Here is a 23,689-nt window from a genome sequence, read left to right as displayed (position 1 = left end):
CGGCAGCACGGGCAGCGCCCCGGAGTCCTCGACCGAGCTCTGCCAGCGCAGTCCGTAGCCGATGCTGCGCTGCACGAGATAGCCGAGCAGCCGCGCGACCTGCGGGTCGCCGCCCTCGAACACCACACGTACCTCGGGATCGGACTCCAGGAGGCTGTGCAGCAGGTGGGCCGTGTCGATCTGCCGGTCTCCGTCCCGCAGCGCCCGTCTGCGCGCACCGGCGACCACCGCTGCCAGCTCAGGGGTGAGCCTGGCATCGTTGTCGACGCGGTTGGCACCGTCGCGCTCAGTGGTCGACTGCCGGGGAATACGGGGTTGCACATCCCCTACCCCATCAGTCCCCGCAGATCCGGTCATCCCCGCTACGCACCATTTCGCCGTCCCACGTGGGGTGTGCGTCGCGTGCGGAATCTCCTCCTTACGGATGACATCACGCCACCCGGACCCGCAGTCGACGCAAGGGGCGCGCACCCTTCCCCACGCGCTCCGGGCGCAACCAGCTCCCGGCCCTCGCACGTCCCAGACCAACATGGAGAGCAGGTGCTGGCTGGTGGCGCTGCCGGCCACGGACGGCCGACAGTATGTGTACCGGGTGTACGCCCCGGAGAACGCCCTGCTCGCCGACCTGTTCTGGGAGGCGTGGCACTGCCACGACGAAGGCCCCTTCCCGCGCGCGTGGGACCTGATCGACGCGGCGGTGATACGGCGGGTCGGCTGACCTCGTTCCGTTCATCCCGACTTCCGTTCGCCCCGCTCTTTCTGACGGTTCGTCAGTATTGATTGTTCCCGCTCTTACGGATACGTTCCGCGGCACCGCAGCCCGAGACACAGAGGTGGTCGCATGGCCGAAATAAGCGCGGAGGCACGCATCCAGGCACCGGCGGAGAAGATCTGGGCGCAGCTGACGGACTGGACGGCGTACGGGGCGTGGAACGCGACCCACACGAGCTTCCCGAAGGGCGGCCCCTCCGCGCTGGAGGTCGGCGCCACCTTCGAGGAGAACATGAAGCTGATGGGCTTCCCGGCCGAGGTCGAGTGGACGATCACGGAGCTGGAGTCCGCCCGTACGCTGGCCATTCGGGGCAAGGGCCCGATGGCGGTGACCGTCGCCACGCGTTACACCCTCGCCCCCGACGGCGACGCCACGACGGTCCGTATCGACGGCGAGTTCACCGGCGCGGCGGTCTCCCTGATGGCCGGCAAGCTGAAGGACTCGGGCACGGCCGCCCTGAACGAGTCCCTGCGCAAACTGGCCGGCCTGGTGAGCTGAGCCCGACCGCGAGCGCTCTACGGCAACGCAAAGGCGCCCCGCGGACACTTCCACGGGACGCCCGCGCACACGGAGGACACGCCGCCGGAGGCGGACAGGTCTCCGGGAGCGGCCCATCAGTCCTCGTCGGCGAGGATCAGATACAGCTTCTTGCGCGCTTCGTTGATCACGGTGAGCGCTTTCTCGCGCTGCTCCTTGGTACCGGTCTTCCAGACCTGGCCGAAGGCCTCCATCAGACCGAACCCGGCCTGGCGGATGTCGTTCAGCGCCTCCCAGTCGACGCCGCGCCCGGCCTCTTCCCAGGGTGCGTCGGGACCTTCGTCGGCCGCCGCGCGACCGGACTCGGTGAGCGCGAACAGCTTCTTGCCGCCCTCACTCTCGTTGGCGATCAGACCCTCGTCCTCCAGCAGCTGAAGGGTGGGGTAGACCGAGCCGGGGCTGGGCTTCCACGCACCCGCGCTGCGCTCGGCGATCTCCTGGATCATCTCGTAGCCGTGCATGGGCCGGTCCTTCAGCAGGGCCAGGATCGACGCGCGGACGTCACCGCGCCGCGCCCTGCCACGCGGTCCGCCCCGACCGCCACGCCCACCCCAGGGACCCGGACCGAAGCCAGGACCACCAGGACCGCCGGGCCCACCGAACCCGGGCCCGAACGGCCCGAAGGCGGCTCGCCGCCCCTCGAAGCCACGCCGCCCGAAACCGCGGGGGCCGCCATCTCCATGGGAATGCATCGCAAACCACTCCATTCGTTGTGTTGTCGTTGATCTGTCGCGATGCGTCAACGATATATCGGAATAGCTCGCCCGACAATCCCCGAAAAGAAGTGACCGATGTCCTGTCTCAGCGGAGGTTCACCGATCTCACTGAAGATGGACGACCGCCCTGTTCGTCTCATCGAAGTTCGACCGCTGGGTTCAGCACGGGGCGCCGGCCGGGGAAAATCCCGGTCTGCTCGGTGACCGCTGCGGCACAATCCCAGGATGATCGGCAACCGGCTCACCCATCGCACGGCGGACGGTGTCCGCATACCCGGAACTTGGCGGCACGCCTTCATCCGCAACGGCGGCCACTACTTCCTCACCGACCTCTTCATCTACGCCGACGGACTCATCGACTGCTGGGGCCTGGTCACCGTCGAGGAGTTCGAGGAGAAGCTGCGCACGGGCTGGGTGGCCACCAGCTTTCCGGAGGGCGGGGAGGCCTCCGCCCACGAGCTGGCGGACTGGAAGTTCAACGAGCCGGAGAGCTGGCTCACGCCCGAGCTGCTGGTCGTCGAAGTCCGCGACGCCATCGAGCAGCTGAACGGTCGGCCCGACTCGACCGGCCGCTGTCTGGCCGCCGTCGACGTCTTCCTCGCCGACCGGACGGAGGAGAACCGGGCCGCGGCCCGCGCGGCGTTCCTGGCCGTCCCCGAGTCGCAGCGCCGCTACGCGCTGGGCGACATGGACAGCAAGGACTGGCCGCTGCGGGTCCTGGTGGCAGGGCCCGGCGGCCGGACCTACCTGTCGTTTGACGGAACGGTCGCGCAGGAGGACTACGACAGCGCCCTCGCGTACTTCGAGGAGCGGGCACGTTGGAGGGTCGAGAGGGCCACCCGCGTTCCCGCGGACGGACCGGCGACACCGCACGCCCCGGCCGTCCAGCTCTACCACTCGTTCCCGACCCAGCCAGTAGACGACCCCGGCAAGCTCGGCCTGCGCCACGACTACCCTGCCCCAATCACGGTCGCAGACGCCGACTACCCCTCCGTCGCCCACGCCTACTGGGCCCTGTCGGTCGCCGCCCCGGAGGCCCGGCACGCGATCGCGGCAGCGGAAACCGCCGCCGCAGCGCGCACGCTCGCGGCCGAGGTCCCTCGCCGCGAGGGCTGGGAACACGCCCGAACCGCCGTCATGACACGCCTGCTGCGTGCCAAGTACGACCAGCACCCCGAACTGGCCGAGGTCCTGTTGGCGACGGAGGACGCCACCGTGATTTACGACGACATGAACTCGACCTTCTGGGGTGACAACGCCGGCCGAGGCCGCAACTGGTCGGGGCGCCTCCTCGAACTCGTCCGCTCCGAACTGCAGGCACGACGAGCTGGGATTCTCGGGGTGTGAGCGTGCCGGGTGCGCGACTTCACCGGGCCGGTCAAACTCCGATGAGACTGGTCAAACTTCATTGAGACGGGTCAGTGACCCAGACCACATGGGAGACGGAGGCGTTTCGATAGCGACGGAGCTAGGCTGGCGCCAACAACTGAACGAAACGGTTTCGTACAAGGAGAGTGCCGCCATGGCCTCCGTACTCGTCGTACACCGTCAGACCCTGCAGCGTCTCGGCCTGCGCATGCTCCTCGCGGCCGAGCCCGACCTGACCGTCGTCGGCGAGGCGGCGAGCGGTGCCGACGCCGTGCGCATGAGCGCCGCCCTCGACCCCGACGTCGTGCTGATGGACAGCTCCGTGGTCGACACGGACGGTGTCGACGTCATCCGCCGCATCAGCCGGCCCCCCACCCCGCTCCCGGTCTCCGAACCCGCGAGAGTCGCGGCACGCTCCCCGCGCCTACTGGTCCTCACCCCCACCGACCAGGAGCGGTACGCCTACGCGGCCCTGCGGGCCGGAGCCGGCGGGTTCCTTCCCCTGGGCGCCACCCCGGAAGAGCTGGTCGCCGCCGTCCGTATCGTGGCCGCCGGAGACGCCGTCACCACCCCCGCCCTCACCCGCGCGCTCATCGACACCGTCCGGCAGGAGCGCACCCTCGGCTCGCCGGAACGGGAATCCGAGCTGCACGCGCTCACCAGCCGCGAGCGCGACGTCCTGACGGCGGTCGCCGCCGGCTGGTCGAACACCGAGATCGCCACCCGGCTGTCCATCTCACCGACGACGGTCAAGTCCCACGTCAGCCGCATCCTCGCCAAGATCGGCGCACGCGCGCGCGTGCAGGCGGTGGTCTTCGCCTACGAGTCCGGCCTGGTACGTCCGACGGCAGCCTGACGCACCACACGCACCCGGCGGACTCCACCGCCCCTCCGCGAGGGGTCCGCCTGAAGCCGTTGGCCGCCGAACCAGGTCCAGCACCGGGAAATCGGCCTTGGCCCGCCACCCCGCCGCCCGTCTAGCGTCAACCCATGCGCATTCGAATCGTCGACGCCTTCACCGACCGCCCCTTCGCCGGCAACCCGGCGGGCGTCATGCTCCTCGACGCCTTCCCGGACGACGCCCGGCTCCAGCGGATCGCCCTGGAGGTCAACCACGCCGAGACGGCGTTCGCCCACCGCCTGCCCGAAGGCGGCGAGGCCGACTGGGCGCTGCGCTGGTTCACCCCGGCCGCCGAGGTCGCGATGTGCGGCCACGCCACGCTCGCCACGGCCCACGTCCTGCACACCACGCAGGCCCACAGGGGGCCCGTACGATTCGCCACCCTGAGCGGGGTCCTCAGCGCGACGCCCCACGAGGACGGCTCGATCACCCTCGACTTCCCGACCGCTCCCCTCACCCCTGTCGAACCTCCCGCCGGGATCGCCGAGGCCCTGGGCACCGAGCCGCTCGCGGCCTTCGACACCGGCCCGAACATCAACGACCTGCTGATCGAGGTCGCCGACGAGAAGACGGTCCTGGAACTCACCCCCGACCTCAAGGCGCTGGCCGCCCACTCGGAACGCGGCGTCATCGCCACCGCCCGCGCCGACAACCCTTCCGAAGGCTACGACTTCGTCTCGCGCTGTTTCTTCCCGCGCATCGGCATCGACGAGGACCCGGTCACGGGCAGCGCCCATACCGCCCTCGCCCCCTACTGGTCCGAGCGCCTCGGCCGCCTCGACCTCACCGGCCTCCAGGCTTCCGCCCGCACCGGCCTGGTCCGCACGGAACTCCGCGGCGACCGCACCCTGCTGACCGGCCGAGCGGTCACGACGATCGACGGCGAGCTGCTCGTCTGAGGGCACTGACCGGGCGTACGCAGGGGGAGGGGGCGGGCTGCCCGCTCACGCGGTGGGCAGCCACCCCACCTTCCCCGCCAGCAGCGCGTACCCCACGAACGCTCCGATGTCGAGCAGCGAGTGCGCCACGACCAGGGGGCCCACCCGCCCCCACCGCCGGTAGAGGTACACGAAGACGACCCCCATCACCATGTTGCCGATGAACCCGCCGATGCCCTGGTAGAGGTGATACGACCCGCGCAGCACGGAACTGGCCACCAGTGCCGTCCCGGGGGTCCACCCCAGCTGCTTCAGCCGGCGCAGCAGATAGCCGACGACGATCACTTCCTCCAGTACCGCGTTCTGCACCGCCGAGAGGATCAGCACCGGGTACTTCCACCACACCTCGGGGAGCGCCTCCGGCACCACCGTCAGGTTGGCACCGAAGCCACGGGCCGCGAGGTAGAAGGCGATTCCGCTGCTGCCGATCAGCGCCGCGATCGCGGCCCCACGGCCGAGATCGGGCCACGGCCGGGTACGGTCGAAGCCCAGCGTCCGCAGCCCCTCCCCCTCACGCATCAGGAAGTGCGCGACCAGCGCGACCGGGACCAGCGCCGTCGTGATGCCGAAGAGCTGCCAGGCGAGATCCAGCCAGGGGCGGCCCGGTGCCGCCGAGGCGTTGAGGGTGGCCGCCTGATCCTTGAGGCCGCCCGGTTTCGTGACCGATCCGACAAAGCTGATCAGGGCGGAGACACCGCTCGCGCCGAGCGAAAGTCCCAGAACCAACAGCGTCTCGTCCCGGAAAATCCGTCGCGACGGCCGCTCCTCGGGACGAGAACCAGCCTCCGCGCCCGCCTCCACCTGCACTCCTGCCTCCAGTTGCGTCATCCCGCCGCTTCCGGCGCGCTTCCCCTTTCCCTGCCTTACGGCCCATGCGGCCGATGCAGCTCAGATGACTGTGCTGCGCCGCGTGTGCTGTTCACAGGAAGGGACACCACCGTCGTGGGATGTCACAGCTTGCCCGATCCATCTGAGACGGACCTGAGCGACCCCCGTGCGGCGCGGCCGCCGAGTGCCACCAGGAGGTCCGGCCCCAGGTGGGGTCCTGGGCTTCGGAGCATGGACGCCTCATGCGCCCCCGCGCGGGTCACCCCAAGGGCGCCGGTTCCGGCAGCCCCACCGGCCAGGTGTGCACCGGCTCCCCGAGATGCATCAGCTCGCTGTAGCGCCGTGTGGTCGCCGCCAGCGCCGCCTCCCGGGACAGCCCCTTCTCCAGCGCCCGGTGGAAGGTGGCCGACTGCCAGGACGCTCCGTTGGTCCGTCGCCGACAGCGTTCCTCGATCACTCCGAGGTACAGGTCCCGGTCCGCGGGCTCGACACCCCACGCGTCGAGACCGGCCTCGGCGAGCGGCAGCAGTTCGTCCCGTACGAGATGCACCGCGTCGACCTCCGCCGTACCGCCGAACCGGCCGTGCCGCGGCCACTGGAGGCGGGCGTCGATGCCGTACCGGCAGGCGGCGTCGAAGTTGGCGGCGGCGGCCTCGAAGGGCAGCCGGGTCCACACGGGCCGCGACTCGTCGGCGAGCGCCCGGACGGCCCCATAGTAGAAGGCCGCGTTGGCGATGACATCCGTGACGGTGGGCCCGGCGGGCAGGACGCGGTTCTCGACCCGCAGATGCGGCACCCCGTCCGCGATGCCGTAGACCGGGCGGTTCCAGCGGTACACGGTGCCGTTGTGCAGCACGAGCTCGCCGAGCTTCGGCACACCCCCCTCGTCGAGGACGCTGAGCGGGTCCTCGTCGTCGCAGATCAGCAGCAGCGGCGGGTAGTAGCGCAGGTTCTCCTCGAAGAGGTCGTACGCCGACGAGATCCACCGCTCCCCGAACCAGGTGCGTGGCCGTACGCCCTGTGCCTGCAGTTCCGGCGGCCGTGTGTCCGTGGACTGCGTGAACAGCGGGGGCCGCGACTCGCGCCACAGCTCACGGCCGAACAGGAAGGGCGAGTTGGCGCCGATCGCGACCTGCGCGGCGGCGATCGCCTGCGCCGCGTTCCACACGTCGGCGAACCGCGCCGGAGTGACCTGGAGATGCAGCTGCACGGAGGTGCAGGCGGCCTCCGGAGCGATGGACTTCGACGTGCACGACAGGCGCTCCACCCCGTCGATGTCGAGCGTGAAGTCCTCACCGCGGGCCGCCACGATCTGGTCGTTGAGGAGGGTGTAGCGGTCGACATCGGAAAGGTTGGAGGAGACCAGGTCGTCACGGTCGAGCGTCGGCAGAATGCCGATCATCATGATCCCGGCATCGACCTCGTTCGCCTTCCGGTGAGCATATGCCAGTGACGTGCGGAGCTCTTCCGCAAGCCGGTCGAATACGCGGCCACCGAGGCGATGCGGGGCGATGTTGACTTCCAGATTGAACATGGCGAGTTCTGTTTGGAAATCTCGGCTCGCGATCCTTTCCAGTACTTGCCCATTCATCATTTTCGGCATGCCGTCGGGCCCGACAAGATTCAGCTCGATCTCCAGTCCCAGCAGATTCTTCGGGCGATCGAACCGCTTCTCGGCCAGCAGTCGCTCCAGCCCCGTCAGACACTGCCGGAGCTTGCCGCGGTAGTACCGGCGATCGGACAGCTCAAGCTGCCCCGCCACGACCTTCTCCCCCATCGGAAGCGTCCCTCCTCGAATGGGCAGGCCGAAGACCGGCCGCTGATGTCCCGGGTCACGGGGGATGATGCCCACCCAACGCGATCGATAACGTCCCACGCGTTTCCGTCACCCGCTACGCTGCTCGACGTGACCGGCGCACATTCGTCCGGCATGACGCGAAACAACGGCCCCGTCCGTGTACCCCCGACAGTTTCGCGCAATCCCGAACTCGTGAGAAACGCCGACGACAATTGGCCGACCAGTCCCGGCGCGTATACCGAGGTCATCGCCGCACGGCAGCCCGGGAAACGGGAGAAACACCACGCAAACGCCGACCGAAGACGCCCTTGCTCTTCACACGGAAAACAGTTAGCCGAAACACAGTGAGAACACGTGTCGTATAAACTCGGGAACAAGGCTTAGAGTCGGCGCCCAGCCCTGGGTCCTGCCGCCCAGGTGACGTACGGCAGCCCGTATCCCCGTCGCCCCACCCGGCCCCGCCTCTTTGACCCGAGAGACTCCGAGAGCTGACAGCGCCGTCCGCCCCCGCCCTCGCGCCACCGTGCCTGTCGAATGAGAGGCGTCCCACCATGCCGCTGCATGTCCCTTCGGCACCCGCCCCCGCACTGCGCACCGTCCTCACGGCACTCGGTTCCCCCACCGCCGTCCGCGAGGCCCGCACCCCGTCCCTGCGCGCCGCCCAGGGACCCATCACCGCCGAGCTCCCGCTGCCCGTACACGTCCTGGACCGGATCACCCCCGCCGGGGCGTCCACCAGCCGACTGACCGGGTGGCGCTTCCTGATCCGCGGCGGGGACCGCGCGGTGGCGGCCGCCGAGACCATACTGACCCCCGACGGCTGGGCCTTCTCGCACTTCTTCGAAGGGCCCTACATCGCCTCCACCGAGCGAGCCCTGCACCAGGCCGAGGCGATGAAACAGCCCTACCAGGCGCGACTGCTGTCCGTCCCCGAGCTGTACATGCTCACGCTCTGGCTGCACGGCGACATCACCGCCGACGGCGCCGAGGGCCACCCCGCCGAGACCGACCTCCTCGTACCGCTGGCGCCGGCCCCGCCCGGTATCGCCGCCCACCGTCCGCACCGGGTCGCCGAACTGCTCCCGCTCCTGACCCATCGGGTGACTCCGGCCCCGCTGCTCAGTTCTCCCGCCTGACCGCACACGACACGGAACTCTCCGTATTCCCCTGTGGCCCGCCGCCGAATTCCCGGCGGCGGGCACATTGCTCTTTCGCGCACTATTGCGCTCGTCCGAGCCATCGGGAGTTTGCGCCCCGTCCGGACTAGCCCCATCCGGCCAGCAGGAACCACCCAAAGGGACAGCCCAGTTGGACTGAACCGGCCGCCCGGGTGATGCGTCTTCAAACTGTAAGAAGCTGTGCGGCCAAATCCCTGCGGATTGGCGCCCGTGGAGCAACACTGGGTCCAGACTGATTTATCACAACGGGGAGCGGCCATGAACAGCGCTTCGAGCCGCAAGACTGACACCACAGCCATCGCACCCTCCATGACAGAGCGAAAGATCCCACCAATGTGCCAGCACCAGCCACCGTGCCCGACAGCCCACTCCACTGACCGGGAGTCCGCCCGCCTCATGGCGCACCACCCGGAACAGGGATGGAGCCTGCTGTGCAACGGCGTCCTTCTCTTCGAGGACACCGGTGAGCTCCTGCCCGACGGCCAGATCATCGCCCCGCACCGCGCGATGACGGCCGTCTGACGACCGCGGACAGGGCAGCCTCCGCGACGTCAGGAGCGACTGCCCGGACAGCTGAACAGACGAAAAGGGGCCGGCCCGCAGAAAGCTGCTGCGAACCGGCCCCGACGCATGTCCGAGGGTGACTACTCCTGGTAAGCGTCCAGCGGCGGGCAGGAACAGACCAGGTTCCGGTCACCGAAGGCCTGGTCGATCCGGCGCACCGGCGGCCAGTACTTGTCGGCCGCCGAGACCCCGGCCGGGAAGACCGCTTCCTCGCGCGTGTAGGCGTGCGTCCACTCCCCGCCGAGCGCGGCGGCCGTGTGCGGCGCGTTCCGCAGCGGGTTGTCGTCGGCCGGCCACCCGCCCGCACCGACCTTCTCGATCTCGCCCCGAATGGCGATCATCGCCTCGCAGAACCGGTCCAGCTCCCCCAGGTCCTCGGACTCGGTCGGCTCGATCATCAGCGTCCCGGCCACCGGGAACGACATCGTCGGCGCGTGGAAGCCGTAGTCGATCAGCCGCTTGGCGATGTCGTCGACGCTCACTCCCGTCGCCTTGCTGATCGACCGCAGATCGATGATGCACTCATGCGCGACGAGCCCGCCGGGCCCGGTGTAGAGCACCGGGTAGTGCGGCTCCAGCCGCTTGGCGATGTAGTTGGCGCTCAGCACGGCGACCTGCGTCGCCCGCTTGAGCCCCTCGCCGCCCATCAGCCGCACGTACGCCCACGAGATGGGCAGAATGCCCGCCGAACCCCAGGGCGCCGCCGAGATCGGCCCCACGCCCGTCTCGGGTCCCGCCGCGGGCTGCAGGGGGTGGTTGGGCAGATAGGGCGCGAGGTGCTCGCGCACCCCCACCGGGCCCACCCCCGGACCGCCGCCGCCGTGCGGGATGCAGAACGTCTTGTGCAGATTCAGATGCGAGACGTCCCCGCCGAAGTGCCCCGGCTTGGCCAGCCCCACCAGCGCGTTGAGGTTGGCCCCGTCGACGTACACCTGGCCGCCGGCCTCGTGGACCTGGGCACAGATGTCGGCGACATGCTCCTCGAACACGCCGTGCGTGGACGGGTACGTGATCATCAGCACCGACAGCTGGTCCCGGTGCTGCTCGATCTTCGCCCGCAGATCCTCGACGTCGATCTCACCGTCCCCGGCGGTCTTGACGACGACGACCTTCATCCCGGCCATGACGGCACTGGCGGCGTTGGTCCCGTGCGCGGACGACGGAATCAGACAGACGGTCCGCTGCTCGTCCCCGTTGGCCCGGTGGTACCCGCGTACGGCGAGCAGCCCGGCCAGCTCGCCCTGCGAACCGGCGTTCGGCTGGAGCGACACCTTGTCGTACCCGGTGACCTCGGCGAGACGTTCCTCCAGCTCCCGGATGAGCGTCAGGTAGCCCTGTGCCTGCTCCGCGGGCGCGAAGGGGTGCAGCTGGCCGAACTCGGGCCAGGTGACCGGCTCCATTTCCGTGGTCGCGTTGAGCTTCATGGTGCAGGAGCCCAGCGGGATCATTCCGCGGTCGAGCGCGTAGTCACGGTCGGCGAGCCGACGCAGGTAGCGCAGCAGCGCGGTCTCGGAGTGGTACTGGTGGAAGACGGGGTGGGTGAGGATCTCGTCGGTGCGCAGCAGCGCCTCCGGAAGCGTGTCCTCGGCCTCGGCGTCCAGCGCCTCGATGTCGCCGTCGATCCCGAACGCCGCCCAGACGGCGCCCAGCTGGGCCCGCGTGGTGGTCTCGTCGCAGGAGACGGACAGCCGGTCGGCGTCGACGAGGTGCACATTGACCCCGTGCTCGCGCGCGACGGCGGCGACCTCGGCGGCCTTCCCGGGCACCCGCGCGGTGAGCGTGTCGAAGTAGGCCCCGTGGACGACCTCGACGCCGCCCGCCGTCAGTCCCGCGGCGAGGATCGTGGCGTACCGGTGCGTGCGCCGGGCGATGATCCGCAGCCCCTTGGGCCCGTGGTGGACGGCGTACATACCGGCCATCACGGCCAGCAGGACCTGGGCCGTGCAGATGTTGCTGGTCGCCTTCTCGCGGCGGATGTGCTGCTCACGCGTCTGCAGGGCGAGCCGGTAGGCCTTGTGCCCGTCCGCGTCCACGGAGACACCCACGAGCCGGCCGGGCAGGCTGCGCGCGAACTGCTCGCGTACGGCCATGTATCCGGCGTGCGGGCCACCGAAGCCCATCGGTACGCCGAACCGCTGGGTCGTCCCGACCGCGATGTCCGCACCGAGCTCACCGGGTGAGGTGAGCAGCGTCAGGGCCAGCAGATCGGCGGCGACGGTGACCACGGCACCGAGCTCGTGCGCCTGTTCGACGATGGGCTTCAGGTCCCGTACGGCACCGGAGGCGCCCGGGTACTGGACGAGCACACCGTTGATCTCGCGCCCGGCGATGTCGTCCGGGATGCCCGCGCTCAGGTCGGCGACGACGACCTCGACGCCGGTGGGCTCGGCCCGCGTCTGGATCACGGCGATGGTCTGCGGCAGGGCGTCCGCGTCGACGAGGAAGAGCCCCTTCTTGTTCTTGCCCATGCGCCGGGACAGCGCCATCGCCTCGGCGGCCGCGGTGCCCTCGTCGAGCAGTGAGGCGCCGGAGGTGGGCAGCCCGGTGAGGTCGGCGACCATCGTCTGGAAGTTCAGCAGCGCCTCGAGGCGCCCCTGCGAGATCTCCGGCTGGTACGGCGTGTACGCGGTGTACCAGGCGGGGTTCTCCATCACGTTCCGCAGGATGACCGGCGGGGTGAACGTCCCGTAGTACCCGAGCCCGATCATGGACCCCAGGACCTGGTTGCGGTCCGCCAGCGACCGCAGCTCGGCCAGCACCTCGGCCTCGGTACGGGCCCCCGGCAGGTCGAGCGCGTCGGCGTTCCTGATCACGTCCGGGACCGCGGCGGCGGTCAGCTCGTCGAGCGAGCCGTATCCGACCTGCGCGAGCATCTTGGCCCGGTCTTCGTGGTCGGGCCCGATATGACGTCGCTCGAAGGGCGTTCCCTGTTCGAGTACGGCGAGCGGAGTGCGGTGGGCGGTCATACGGAGGCCTCCTGGTCGTCGCGACCTTCGAGGGGCACCACGGCACGGGTGCCCGAACGGCCTCCCCATCTGTCATCTCGACCTGAGAGCTTCACCGGGTCGCCAACGCGCTGACGTCCCGGTTTTCACCGTCGGTGAGAGCGGAAGCCGTCGACACCCGCTCTTCTTTCCAGAGTGACCTCGTCCGTGCGGTACAGGGGCCTGAGAGATTCCGGGGAGGAGTTGCTCCTTCGGCGCCTCCGAGGTTCCGGAGGACTCTCCCGCACAGGGTCAGCAGCCGTTGGCCAGCCTACCAGCGGGTCAACGCACACACCTTCGAGTGGCCGCCTTTCCGGATGTGCTCTTTTGTAGTGCTTACGGATGAGTTGCGATCCTACGGAGGCGCCGTGCAGACCGACATCGATCCGCGCAACCTGATCGGCCGCAAGGCCTTCGACCGCAACGGCACCAAGATCGGCACGATCGACGAGATCTACCTCGACGACGCGACGGGAGTGCCGGAGTGGGCGGCCATACGGACCGGGCTGTTCAGCAGGGACGCCTTCGTGCCCCTGGAGCCCAGCGAACTGGTCGACGGGGGCCTGCGCATCCCCTTCGAGCGGACTCTGATCAAGGACGCTCCCGACTTCGGCGTGGGCCGCCATCTCTCCCCGGAACAGGAACTCCAGCTCTACCGCCACTACGGCCTCGACGTGGCTCCCCCGCCCCCGTTCCCTGACCACGACTTCGGCAGGCTGGCGGGCACGGAGGACATCTGACCGGTCGGCTCCCCGGCCGGACCGTCGGGTCTTCGCGGCCCGAGGGCCACCAGCGGCAGCGGATCCGCCGGCTCCAGCGCGGGATCGTCGGTCCGGAACGTACGCACCCGCCCCGGCTGCTCCGAGTCCGGCGTCTCGAACCGGACGGTCACCCGCCCCAGCCCGCTCCCCTGCACCCAACCGTGCCCGAACTCGGCATGCCGTACGTCGTGCCCGGTGGTCCAGCGCCACTCCGCGGGCGTCTCCCGCTCCTCGACCGCCTCATGCTCCGCGTCCCCCTCCGGTTCGAGCGCCGCCTGTTCCCCCGCCGCCTGGGCGAACAGATCCTCCTGTGTGTAGTCGGCGAGGCCGCTCACCCCCACCCCGAGAAGCCGGACGCCCCCGGTGGTGTCCACCGACTCCAGAAGCCGCGCCGCCGCCTCGCGCACGACCGCGGGGTCGTCGGTGGGCCCCCGGAGCGTCTCGGACCGGGTCAGCGTGGAGAAGTCGTACCGGCGCACCTTGAGGACGATGGTCCGCCCGGACAGCCCGGCACCCCGCAGCCGCCGCACACACCGGTCGGCCAGCCGCCCCACCTCGGTGCCCACCCGGATCCGGTCATGGATGTCCACGTCGTACGTGTCCTCGACCGAGACCGACTTGGTCTCCCGCGCGGCCACCACGGGCCGCTCGTCGTGCGCCAGCGCCATCGTGTACAGCGCGTGCCCGTGCGCCTTCCCCAGCAGCCGTACGAGCTCGTCCTCACCCGCCACGGCCAGGTCGTCGACCGTACTGATCCCGACCCGCCGCAGATGGTCGCCGGTCGCGGGGCCGACGCCGGGCAGGGTCCGCACCGGCATCGGCCCGAGCAGCGCCCGCTCGGTCCCGGGTTCGATCACCACCAGCCCGTCCGGCTTGGCCTGCTCCGAGGCGATCTTCGCGAGCATCTTGGAGGCGGCGAGCCCCACCGATCCGGTGAGCCCCGTGACAGCCCGTATGTCCGCGCGCAGCTTGATCCCGGCCAGCCTCGCCGACTCTTCGTCCCAGGCCGCCTGCCCGGCCTCCAGATCGACGAACGCTTCGTCCAGGCTCAGCGGCTCCACCAGCGGCGACAACGCGTGCAGAAGCCCCATGACCTGCTCGCTGATCGACCGGTAGAAGGCGCCCCGAGGCACGAGGTACGCGGCGTTCGGCGCGAGCCTGCGCGCCTGGGCCATCGGCATCGCGGAGTTCACCCCGAAAACCCGGGCCTCGTACGACGCGGTGGCCACCACACCGCGCGGCCCGAGCCCGCCCACGACAACGGCTTTCCCGCGCAGACTCGGCTTGGACGCCTGCTCCGCCGAGGCGAAGAAGGCATCCATGTCGAGATGCAGGATCGTGGGCGCGTTTCTCACATCTCCGATGCTGCCCTACGCCACTGACAATGCCCCTGGAGGACGAGGCCCCCGCTCAGACCGCCCGGTTGCGCCGCCGCGCCAGTTCGTCCGTGGGGTTGTGCCCGACCAGCGTCTCGCCGGTGTCGACACGTTCCCCGTGCAGCTGCGAGAGAGCGCTTTCCACATCCCGCCACACCACACCGACGGCGATACCGAAGATGCCCTGTCCGCCCTGGAGCAGGGCGTGCACCTCGTCGGGGGACGTGCACTCGTAGACGGTCGCCCCGTCGCTCATCAAGGTGAGCCGTTCCAGATCGCTGAACTCGCACGCCCGCAGATGCTGGACCGCCGTACGGATGTTCTGCAGCGAGACGCCGGTGTCCAGAAAGCGCTTCACGATCTTCAGGACCACAACGTCCCGGAAGCTGTAGAGACGCTGCGACCCCGACCCGTGGGCGGGCCGCACACTCGGCTCGACCAGCCCGGTACGCGCCCAGTAGTCCAACTGCCGGTACGTGATGCCCGCCGCCGCGCACGCCGTGGGGCCGCGGTAGCCGATCTCCTCGGACGCCATGGATGTCGCCCCTCCGCTGCCTGCTACAGCCGTCGGCCGCCGCGAAACGTGATCGGCCGTGCTGCCGTGAAGCGGGTACGGGCCGCTCTCCCCCAGATTGCGTCCGGGGGCACCCCCAGCCGTACCGTCGCCGCTGCTTCTCACGCCGACCTCCGTCCTTGACCTGCCTTCTTGACGGTAGGCAGTCCCCAGGGGCGCGTCAACGATCGCCACACTCGGCACGCCGAGTGATAATCACCCTAGGAGTGGTTTCCCGTACCCCACCGCGGGGAAAGGCTAGCCGAATGCGCTCCGCGAGGGCCGCACGACGCTCTCACACGCCGCTGGCAATTGCCATCATTCGTGGCGTCCTCGGCCAAAAGACAGACCCCACGGACCACTGGGTCCGTGGGGCTGCCCGAGCCTCGACAGCCGACGCTGTCAGAACTCACTGACTGTTGGTCCCGAAGTCCTCGGGGGAGATCTGGTCGAGGAACTCGCGGAACTTCTCCACTTCGTCCTCCTGCTCGTCGGGGATCGCGATCCCGGCGTCGTCGAGCACCCCGTCGCTGCCGTAGATCGGGGTACCGGTACGCAGCGCCAGCGCTATGGCGTCGGACGGACGGGCACTCACCTCGACTCCACTGGCGAACACCAACTCCGCGTAGAAGACACCCTCGCGCAGATCGGTGATCCGCACCTCGGTGAGTTCCTGCCCGACGGCTTCCAGCACGTCCTTGAACAGGTCGTGGGTCAGCGGTCGTGCGGGGGCCATGCCCTGCTGAGCGAAGGCGATCGCTGTCGCCTCACCCGGTCCGATCCAGATGGGAAGGTAGCGGTCGCCTCCCACTTCACGCAGGAGCACGATCGGTTGGTTGGAGGGCATTTCGACCCGGACACCTACGACATCGAGCTCGTTCACACAGCAACCCTAGGCCGTGCCCGGGACGTTTGGGTAGTCGGGCACGGAACGGGCGACCGATCCACCCTCCGGCGACCCCCTCCGCTCAGCGCTACCGCACTCCCAGCGCGATACGCACCAGGGCCGCGTGCAGCTTCACCGTGAGCCCGGCCAGTTCCTTGCTGCGGGCCTCCGCGAGGGCCCTGGTCTGCGGATTGCGGTGGCGCTTGAGCGGGGCAACCACCTGGTCGACCAGACCGGCCTCACGTTCGGCGGCGGCCTTCATCAAACGCAGATGCCGTGGCTCGATCCCGAACCGCCCCAGCTCGGCGACGAGCGCGGCGACGGTCACCGCCTCCGCGTCGTACGCGCCGTCCGGGAACGGCGCGACCAGCCCGTACGACTGCCACTCCTCGAGTTCCTCGTCACCGATCTCCGCGGCGGCGAGCAGCTCGGAACGGCCGATCCGGACGGCCGTGGGCCCCTCGGGCTCCAGATCCGGCTCACCGTCCCGCTGCCGGCCGACAGTGGGCAGCGGTACGGCCTCTCCGCGCTCCATGGCGTCCAGGTACTCCCTGATCACCTTCAGCGGCAGATAGTGGTCCCGCTGCATTCTCAGGACCTGGCCGAGGCGCTCGACGTCCTCCGGACTGAACTTGCGGTACCCGGAAGGGGTGCGCTGCGGCTCGATGAGCCCTTCCGACTCCAAGAAACGGATCTTGGAGATGGTGACTTCGGGAAACTCGTCGCGCAGCGCGTTCAGCACTGTGCCGATGCTCATCAGCCCACTGTCCGCGGCGGCGATGCCGTGCCCGGCACCGCCGCTCGGTGTTTGAAGCATGGACCTTCCCTGGGGGTCCCCCCGGACTCAGTCCGGAGGTGGGTCAGTAGCCCCGCTGGCTCGCGTAGAACACCAGCCGGTACTTGCCGATCTGCACCTCGTCACCGTTCGACAGATCGACCTGGTCGATCCGCTCACGGTTGACGTACGTGCCGTTGAGGCTGCCCACATCGGCGACCGTGAACATGCCGTCCTGGCCCCGCCGGAACTCCACGTGCCGACGCGACACCGTCACGTCGTCCAGGAAGATGTCACTCTGCGGATGACGGCCGGCCGTGGTCAGCTCACCGTCCAGCAGGAAGCGACTGCCCGAGTTCGGGCCGCGGCGCACCACCAGGAGCGCCGACCCGAGCGGCAGAGCGTCCACCGCGGCCTGCGCCTCGGGCGACAGCATCGGCATCTGCGTCTGACCGGTGACCTCGGCGTCGTACGCCTCGATTCCGGAGATGGAGATCGTGGACGTCGTCTCCGACGGACGCTCGGCGGAGACACCTGCCCGCAGCGGCGCGCCGCAGTTGGAGCAGAAGCGGCTGTTCTCCGCGTTGCGGTTACCGCACCTCGTACACACCAGGGCCGACATCGACGGATCCTCCTGCCGCGGCTGCCCCGCCGGGGCATTGGACGCATACGGACCGGAGGAAAACTCTCCACCCGTACTTGAGGCTGACGGTTCCCCGAAACCTATGCGCCCGGACTGAGCAGGGTCAACAGACGACGCGCCCTGACCTCCCGGAACGTCACCGCCCGGACCTCCGACCTGGTCCCTGAACAGCGGACGCTGACCGTCCGCGTCAGGCTGTGCGCGGTGGCGGGCGGTCGCGTTGTCGCTGCTGCCCTCTCGCGCGCTCTTGCCGAACAACTTCGCAAACAACTTCACGGGCGATTCCCCTTGACCGAAACAGACCCGCCCGTGGGGCAGGACGAACCCTGACTGCATCTACCGGTCGACCCGGACATCCTCACAACGTCCGCCGCCGCCTGACAGTTTCCACCACGCACCACCCATTCGGTGCGCCGACCCCCCGCAACCTCATGCCCTCCCTGGACAGCCCTCATGCACCCCCGGTTCACTCGGAGGACGACCGAGCGTAGTCAGGCCGCTTCGCAGCTCGCAAGGCGTCCACGACGATCTTGGCCGCCCGCTCCACGGTAACCGTGGCCTGCTCCTTCTCCAGGGTCTGCACCACACCTCCGGGGATGTTGAGCGCGGGCTCGAGGTCCTGCGGCTTGCCGATGACCTTGAAACGATAGGGAGTGTCGATCTTGTTCCCGTCGACGCTCACTCCCCCACCGTCCTCGTCCGCCAGAAAGGTCCCCGCGACCACCCGTACACCGTTCACCTGGATCGCCTCGGCGCCGGCCGCGCGCAACTCCTGGATCGCGTCGAGCAACATGTCGGCTTTGACCGTTCCCTTCGTGTCCTCGACGGTCAGCGTGATCCCGGGCCCCTGTGCGGCCACCGTGCCCGCCAGGATGCCCAGTTGCCGCTCCTTCTCGACCGTCTGCTTTCGGGCCTCCTCAGCTTGGTCCGAGCTGTTCTCCAACTCGGTCCGCTGATCATCGAGACCCTGCTTCTCGTCCTCAAGACGCTGCGTACGGTCATCCAGTTCATCGAGAATGCGCACGAGATCTTCCTGACGCGCACCCCGCAGCGCACCGTCGTTGTCGCTGGTGGACGCGACCTGCACCGCGAGCCCGAATCCGAGCCCGAACAGCAGCAGCGCGACGATGAGCTGGGCCCGGGTCACCCGCGGCGGCCACAGCCCTTGGACCAGCCGCTGACGGCCGGTCACGGTCGGCTCGCGCTCCTCGTCGACCGCCGCAGTCACCGTCGGGGCGTCCGAAGCTTTAGAGGGCGTGGCGGCGACCTCCTGGGGGAGTTCCTTACGCAACCGGCTCTCGCCCGCCTCGGCCCGCTTGTCGCTCGCGTCGTTCCTGTCGTTGTCACTCATCGGCGTCAGGCCCGGAACACGTGCCGGCGGATCGCCGCGGCATTCGAGAAGATACGGATACCGAGGACCACGACAACACCGGTAGACAGCTGCGCGCCGACACCCAGCTTGTCGCCCAGGAAGACGATGAGCGCGGCCACGACGACGTTCGACAGGAACGACACCACGAAGACCTTGTCGACGAAGATGCCGTCGAGCATGGCCCGCAGACCACCGAACACGGCGTCCAGGGCCGCGACGACAGCGATGGGAAGGTAAGGCTCGACGACCGCCGGCACCTCGGGCCGGACCAACAATCCAGCCACGACTCCCACGACGAGGCCCAGTACCGCGATCACGATGTGCCCTTCTCTGTGCTCGGCTGTGCTGTACGTACGATCACGCTCGGTGCGGCGGGCAGCCGGAGGTCGCTCTCCACGGAGATGCTGGTCCGGATGTCGAAGTTCTCCTGCAGCGCGTGCAGATACAGTCCGTCGGCGCTGTCCTGGAACGTGCTGCTCAGCCGCTTGCCGTCCCCCACCGCGAGCACCGTGTACGGCGGCACCAGCGGCTTGTTGTCGACCAGTATCGCGTCTCCCGCGGCCCGGATCGCCGACAGGGCCGTCAGCCTCTGTCCGTTGATCGCGATGGCCTCGGCGCCCGACTGCCACAGGCCGTTGACGACCCGCTGCATGTCCCGGTCCCGTACCCGCCCGGTGTCGGAGAACCCGGAGCTCTCCCGTGCGTCCCCGCCCGCACCCGTGCTGGCTTCCTTCGCGTCGTCGACGACGAGTTTGACGCCCGGTCCGTGCACCTCGATCGCGCCCGACAGGATGCCCACCAGGTCGGCCTGGCCACCCACGCCGACCGACTTCAGCGCCGCACGCTGGCGGGCGCTCACATCGTCGCGCAGCTGGTCGACCGTCTTTTCCAGCCTGTCGGCCGCCTCGGTCTCGCGGTCGATGCGGTCGATCAGCTCCTCGCGCTCCTTGGCGATCACGGGCGCCGCCACTCGCGCCTGTGCTGCCCCCACGGTCACCACCAGAGCGGCGAGCACCAGCCCGGCGCCAAGGCCCAGCTTCGCCCGCAGCGGCCTGGGCAGACCACCGTCGCCCGCGGCGTTCCTACGGGCAGAGGCCTCGGCGTAGCCCTCGTCGAGACTGTGGTCCATGACATTGGTGAGCAGCGACATGGACGCGTCCGGGCGGGCACGGCTCGTGGGGATGCTCCGAACGGGGGGCTGCTGCGGCATGCCGCACATCGTCCCACGTCGCGACCACTGCCTCCGAACGGCCCCACCGGCATGCCGGACAGGCCCCGTTGGGGACCTTGTCCGGCACGCGCGCGTGGACCTCGATTCAGCGTCCGGCACCGTCCACGACGGCGGACCACTCGTCGAGCAGCGCCTGGGCGGAAGCGTCGTCAGGCCCCTCCGCCCACAGATGTGTGACAGCCTCCGCCGGGTCGGGCAGGACCATCACCCATCGTCCGTCCGTCTCCACCACGCGCACTCCGTCGGTCGTGTCGACGAACCGCTCGCCGGCCTCCTCGACGACCCGTCGCATGACGAGGCCCTTGACGGCCCACGGTGTCGCCAGATCCCGCTTCAGGACGTGCGCCCGCGGAATCCTCGCATCGATCTGGCTGAGCGTGAGCTGCGTCCGGGCGACCAGTCCGATAAGCCGTACGAAGGCTGCCGAACCGTCGAAGACACTGCTGAACTCCGGCACGATGAACCCACCGCGGCCGTCCCCGCCGAAGATGGTCGACTCATCCCGCCCGACCCGGGTCAGATCGTCGGGCGACGTGGTCGTCCACTCCACCTGTGTCCCGTGATAGGCCGCGACCTGTTCCGCGATGCGGGTGGTGGTCACCGGCAGCGCCACTCGCCCGCTGCGCCGTTCCGCAGCCACCAGATCGAGCATGACGAGTAGCGCCCGATCGTCTTCGATGATCCGCCCCTTCTCGTCGACGAGCGAAAGCCGCTCACCCACCGGGTCGAACCGCACTCCGAACGCGGCCCCTGCCGACGCCACGATCTCGCCGAGCCGCACCATCCCGGATCGCCTCGTATCCGCGGACTCCGTCGGCCTGGACTCGTCGAGCCCGGGATTGATGGTCAGCGAATCCACGCCGAGCTTCCCGAGCAGACTGGGCAGGACGAGCCCGGCACTGCCGTTGGACGCATCCACGACGACCTTGAGCCCGGACTCGGCAATCCCGGTCGTGTCGACATTCCGCAGCAACGACCCGGTGTAGGAGTCGAACACGCTCGCGGGGAAATGCAGATCCCCGATCTCGCCCGGGAACGCCCGCCGGTACTCCTGCCGCGCGAACACCCGGTCCAACTTCCGCTGACTCCCCTGCGAAAGGTCAGCCCCTTGTCCGTCGAAGAACATGATGTCGACGGAATCAGGAACCCCGGGCGTCGTCCGGATCATGATCCCTCCGGCACTCCCTCGCGCGGTCTGCTGCCGCGCCACCGGCAGCGGTACGTTCTCCAGGTCCCGTACGTCGATGGCGCTGGTCTGCAACGCGGAGATGACGGCCCGCTTCAGCGCACGGGCCCCTCGGGAGTGGTCGCGCGCCGTGGTGACCGTGGACCCCTTCTTCAGAGTGGTCGCGTAGGCGCCGGCCAAGCGCACAGCCAGTTCGGGTGTGATCTCGACGTTGAGGATCCCGGAGACTCCGCGGGCGCCGAAGAGATGCGCCTGCCCTCTGGATTCCCAGATCACCGATGTGTTGACGAAGGCGCCGGCCTCGATCGTCTTGAACGGGTAAACGCGCACGTTCCCCTGGATGATCGATTCCTCACCGACGAGACATTCGTCGCCGATGACCGCCCCGTCCTCGATCCGCGCCGCACGCATGATGTCGGTGTTCTTCCCGACCACGCAACCGCGAAGATTGCTGTGCTGGCCGATGTACACGTTGTCGTGCACCACGGCCTTGTGCAGAAAGGCCCCGCTCTTGACGACGACGTTCGAGCCGATCACGGTGTGCTCGCGGATTTCCGCACCGGCCTCGACCTTGGCGTAGTCCCCGATGTAGAGGGGACCGCGGAGCACGGCATCGGGATGTACCTCGGCGCCCTCCGCGACCCACACACCGGGTGAGATCTCGAAACCGTCGAGCTCGACATCGACCTTGCCCTCAAGGACGTCCGCCTGAGCCTTGACGTAGCTCTCGTGCGTACCGACGTCTTCCCAGTAGCCCTCGGCGATGTAGCCGTAGACCAGCCGTCCTTCTTTCATCAGCTGCGGGAAGACGTCACCGGACCAGTCGACGGAGACATCGGCCTCGACATAGTCGAAGACCTCAGGCTCCATGACGTAGATGCCGGTGTTCACGGTGTCGGAGAACACCTGACCCCAGGTCGGCTTCTCGAGGAAGCGCTCGACCTTGCCTTCCTCGTCGACAATGGTGATACCGAATTCCAGTGGATTCGGCACCCTCGTCAAGCAGACGGTGACGAGCGCACCCTTTTCCTTGTGGAAATTGATGAGCTCTGTGAGGTCGAAGTCGGTCAGTGCATCACCGGAGATGACGAGGAACGTGTCGTCTTTGAGCGCGTCTTCGGCGTTCTTGACGCTTCCGGCGGTACCGAGTGGCTTCTCCTCATTGGCATAGGTGAGCTCCATGCCGAGCTCTTCGCCGTCACCGAAGTAGTTCTTGACGAGCGAGGCCAGGAACTGAACGGTAACGACTGTCTCGTTGAGCCCATGCCTTTTGAGCAGCCGCAGCACATGCTCCATGATCGGCCGATTGGCCACGGGCAGGAGCGGCTTGGGCATGCTTGAGGTCATTGGGCGAAGGCGCGTGCCTTCGCCTCCGGCCATCACGACGGCCTTCATGTCGGAAGCGTCCTCCTTGAAGAGACGGTCTAGCCGACTTCACCCGTCCAGATTGTCCCGCACTTTCCTGAAGCGGGCCAACGAGCCACTGCGGTCGCCCAATCGGCGAGCTCAATCGGCCATGGCGTCCGCGCGGACCAGCCGGCGGACTTGCACCATGTAGAGGACTCCTGCCCACCAGTACAGGGTTGTACCCCATCCGGCGAACGCCCATCCGAAAATAGCAGCGAGTGACGAGAGCCATCCGCTTCCGTCACTGAGCAGAAGTAGGGGGAAGGCGTACATCAGGTTGAACGTAGCGGCCTTCCCCAGGAAGTTCACCTGCGGCGGCGGATACCCATGACGCCTGAGGATCCCCACCATCACCAGCAGAACCAGCTCTCGCGCCAACAGTGCAGCGGTCAACCAAATTGGCAGAATCTCGCGCCACGTGAGGCCGACCAATGTCGAGAGAATGTAGAGCCGGTCGGCCGCAGGATCAAGTAGCCGCCCAAGACTGCTGATCTGGTTCCAGCGCCTCGCGAGCTTGCCGTCCAGATAGTCACTGATCCCGCTCAGCATCAGCACCAGGAGGGCCCAGCCGTCACTCTGCGGACCGCCGAACTCAGGTCGAAGGATCAGCCAGAGAAAAACAGGTACGCCGACAAGGCGCGCCATGCTGAGGATGTTCGGGATGGTGAGGACCCGGTCTGTCTGGACGCGGGTCTCCTGGACCTCCACCCGGGGGCCTCCTGTGGGAAATAAGCCAACGATGCCCCCTGACCCTACCTCAACGCAAAAAAGCTCCGGCTCTCGGGCATGTGCCCAAGAGCCGGAGCTATAAAAGGAGTTCGGCGGCGTCCTACTCTCCCACAGGGTCCCCCCTGCAGTACCATCGGCGCTGTGAGGCTTAGCTTCCGGGTTCGGAATGTAACCGGGCGTTTCCCT

22 protein-coding genes, 1 rRNA gene, 1 pseudogene and 1 riboswitch are annotated in these 23,689 nt (G+C 68.6%); of the genes and pseudogenes, 8 read left to right on the top strand and 16 right to left on the bottom strand.

Annotated features, from left to right (window positions below; translation table 11 throughout):
- Nucleotides 1-321 (bottom strand): annotated as a pseudogene (locus ADL01_RS05400) (peptidase); the annotation flags it as partial.
- 208 nt (nt 322-529) lie between these two features.
- On the opposite strand from ADL01_RS05400, the gene ADL01_RS43445 reads away from it, so the two are divergent.
- Together ADL01_RS43445 and ADL01_RS05395 are read left to right on the top strand one after the other, a co-directional pair.
- Nucleotides 530-718 carry a hypothetical protein gene (locus tag ADL01_RS43445; RefSeq protein WP_199834759.1) on the top strand — a complete coding sequence of 63 codons (189 nt, stop codon included), beginning with the start codon at nt 530-532 and terminating at the stop codon, nt 716-718.
- Between the two features lie 123 nt (nt 719-841).
- Complete coding sequence (locus tag ADL01_RS05395; RefSeq protein ID WP_053740733.1) at nt 842-1,270, top strand: SRPBCC family protein; 429 nt, start codon at nt 842-844, stop codon at nt 1,268-1,270.
- 116 nt (nt 1,271-1,386) lie between these two features.
- Here the strand turns inward: ADL01_RS05395 and ADL01_RS40955 are convergent, their stop codons facing one another.
- Nucleotides 1,387-2,016, bottom strand: coding sequence for a PadR family transcriptional regulator (locus ADL01_RS40955; protein WP_107090813.1), 630 nt, complete (start codon nt 2,014-2,016; stop codon nt 1,387-1,389).
- Between the two features lie 234 nt (nt 2,017-2,250).
- On the opposite strand from ADL01_RS40955, the gene ADL01_RS05385 reads away from it, so the two are divergent.
- The 3 genes from ADL01_RS05385 to ADL01_RS05375 all read left to right on the top strand — a co-directional run bounded on the left by ADL01_RS05385 (nt 2,251) and on the right by ADL01_RS05375 (nt 5,193).
- Complete coding sequence (locus tag ADL01_RS05385) at nt 2,251-3,372, top strand: NADAR family protein (RefSeq protein WP_053740731.1); 1,122 nt, start codon at nt 2,251-2,253, stop codon at nt 3,370-3,372.
- Between the two features lie 175 nt (nt 3,373-3,547).
- On the top strand, nt 3,548-4,249 hold the full coding sequence (locus ADL01_RS05380) for a LuxR C-terminal-related transcriptional regulator (protein ID WP_053740730.1): 702 nt from the start codon (nt 3,548-3,550) through the stop codon (nt 4,247-4,249).
- 134 nt (nt 4,250-4,383) lie between these two features.
- Nucleotides 4,384-5,193: a PhzF family phenazine biosynthesis protein gene (locus ADL01_RS05375; protein ID WP_053740729.1), complete on the top strand. Its 810-nt coding sequence runs from the start codon at nt 4,384-4,386 to the stop codon at nt 5,191-5,193.
- Nucleotides 5,194-5,238: 45 nt separating this feature from the next.
- Here ADL01_RS05375 and ADL01_RS05370 read toward each other — a convergent pair whose 3' ends face one another.
- Nucleotides 5,239-6,039 (bottom strand): CPBP family intramembrane glutamic endopeptidase, encoded by an 801-nt coding sequence (locus ADL01_RS05370; RefSeq protein ID WP_053740734.1) that lies wholly within the window; start codon nt 6,037-6,039, stop codon nt 5,239-5,241.
- 280 nt (nt 6,040-6,319) lie between these two features.
- On the bottom strand, nt 6,320-7,837 hold the full coding sequence (locus ADL01_RS05365) for a hypothetical protein (RefSeq protein ID WP_053740728.1): 1,518 nt from the start codon (nt 7,835-7,837) through the stop codon (nt 6,320-6,322).
- Nucleotides 7,838-8,409: 572 nt separating this feature from the next.
- Between ADL01_RS05365 and ADL01_RS05360 the strand changes: the two genes are divergently transcribed.
- Together ADL01_RS05360 and ADL01_RS05355 are read left to right on the top strand one after the other, a co-directional pair.
- The gene (locus tag ADL01_RS05360; protein ID WP_053740727.1) at nt 8,410-8,994 is read left to right on the top strand and encodes a hypothetical protein; all 585 of its coding nucleotides are present in this window, start codon (nt 8,410-8,412) and stop codon (nt 8,992-8,994) included.
- 375 nt (nt 8,995-9,369) lie between these two features.
- Entirely contained in the window at nt 9,370-9,558 is a 189-nt protein-coding gene (locus tag ADL01_RS05355; protein ID WP_053740726.1) for a DUF5999 family protein, read from the top strand.
- 122 nt (nt 9,559-9,680) lie between these two features.
- Here ADL01_RS05355 and gcvP read toward each other — a convergent pair whose 3' ends face one another.
- On the bottom strand, nt 9,681-12,566 hold the full coding sequence (gcvP, locus tag ADL01_RS05350; protein WP_053740725.1) for an aminomethyl-transferring glycine dehydrogenase: 2,886 nt from the start codon (nt 12,564-12,566) through the stop codon (nt 9,681-9,683).
- 179 nt (nt 12,567-12,745) lie between these two features.
- Nucleotides 12,746-12,839, bottom strand: a riboswitch (glycine riboswitch).
- Between the two features lie 113 nt (nt 12,840-12,952).
- Between gcvP and ADL01_RS05345 the strand changes: the two genes are divergently transcribed.
- Nucleotides 12,953-13,324: a PRC-barrel domain-containing protein gene (locus ADL01_RS05345; RefSeq protein ID WP_053740724.1), complete on the top strand. Its 372-nt coding sequence runs from the start codon at nt 12,953-12,955 to the stop codon at nt 13,322-13,324.
- Here ADL01_RS05345 and ADL01_RS05340 read toward each other — a convergent pair.
- The 11 genes from ADL01_RS05340 to rrf form a co-directional block, all read right to left on the bottom strand.
- On the bottom strand, nt 13,246-14,700 hold the full coding sequence (locus tag ADL01_RS05340) for a DNA polymerase IV (protein WP_053740723.1): 1,455 nt from the start codon (nt 14,698-14,700) through the stop codon (nt 13,246-13,248). The genes ADL01_RS05345 and ADL01_RS05340 overlap by 79 nt on opposite strands.
- Before the next feature lie 55 nt (nt 14,701-14,755).
- Nucleotides 14,756-15,400: a MerR family transcriptional regulator gene (locus ADL01_RS05335; protein ID WP_078960332.1), complete on the bottom strand. Its 645-nt coding sequence runs from the start codon at nt 15,398-15,400 to the stop codon at nt 14,756-14,758.
- A 283-nt stretch (nt 15,401-15,683) separates the two neighbouring features.
- On the bottom strand, nt 15,684-16,157 hold the full coding sequence (locus ADL01_RS05330; RefSeq protein WP_006123076.1) for a bifunctional nuclease family protein: 474 nt from the start codon (nt 16,155-16,157) through the stop codon (nt 15,684-15,686).
- A gap of 91 nt (nt 16,158-16,248) precedes the next feature.
- Entirely contained in the window at nt 16,249-16,977 is a 729-nt protein-coding gene (locus ADL01_RS05325) for a MerR family transcriptional regulator (RefSeq protein ID WP_053740721.1), read from the bottom strand.
- Between the two features lie 43 nt (nt 16,978-17,020).
- Complete coding sequence (locus ADL01_RS47675) at nt 17,021-17,914, bottom strand: FHA domain-containing protein (protein ID WP_078960331.1); 894 nt, start codon at nt 17,912-17,914, stop codon at nt 17,021-17,023.
- A gap of 130 nt (nt 17,915-18,044) precedes the next feature.
- Nucleotides 18,045-18,929, bottom strand: coding sequence for a DUF881 domain-containing protein (locus ADL01_RS05315; RefSeq protein ID WP_053740719.1), 885 nt, complete (start codon nt 18,927-18,929; stop codon nt 18,045-18,047).
- A 5-nt stretch (nt 18,930-18,934) separates the two neighbouring features.
- Nucleotides 18,935-19,267: a small basic family protein gene (locus ADL01_RS05310; protein WP_006376801.1), complete on the bottom strand. Its 333-nt coding sequence runs from the start codon at nt 19,265-19,267 to the stop codon at nt 18,935-18,937.
- Nucleotides 19,264-20,100, bottom strand: coding sequence for a DUF881 domain-containing protein (locus ADL01_RS05305; RefSeq protein WP_053740718.1), 837 nt, complete (start codon nt 20,098-20,100; stop codon nt 19,264-19,266). The genes ADL01_RS05310 and ADL01_RS05305 overlap by 4 nt, the downstream gene beginning before the upstream one ends.
- 166 nt (nt 20,101-20,266) lie before the next feature.
- Nucleotides 20,267-22,762, bottom strand: coding sequence for a mannose-1-phosphate guanyltransferase (locus ADL01_RS05300; RefSeq protein WP_053740717.1), 2,496 nt, complete (start codon nt 22,760-22,762; stop codon nt 20,267-20,269).
- 111 nt (nt 22,763-22,873) lie between these two features.
- Nucleotides 22,874-23,482: a CDP-alcohol phosphatidyltransferase family protein gene (locus ADL01_RS05295; protein WP_053740716.1), complete on the bottom strand. Its 609-nt coding sequence runs from the start codon at nt 23,480-23,482 to the stop codon at nt 22,874-22,876.
- A 108-nt stretch (nt 23,483-23,590) separates the two neighbouring features.
- Nucleotides 23,591-23,689 (bottom strand): 5S ribosomal RNA (gene rrf, locus ADL01_RS05290); the annotation flags it as partial.

Origin of the sequence: Streptomyces sp. NRRL WC-3618, from assembly GCF_001280005.1 — a bacterium.
Taxonomy (GTDB): Bacteria; Actinomycetota; Actinomycetes; order Streptomycetales; family Streptomycetaceae; genus Streptomyces.
The sequence above is the reverse complement of the archived record's forward strand: the minus strand, read 5'-3'. Positions and strand labels throughout refer to the sequence as shown.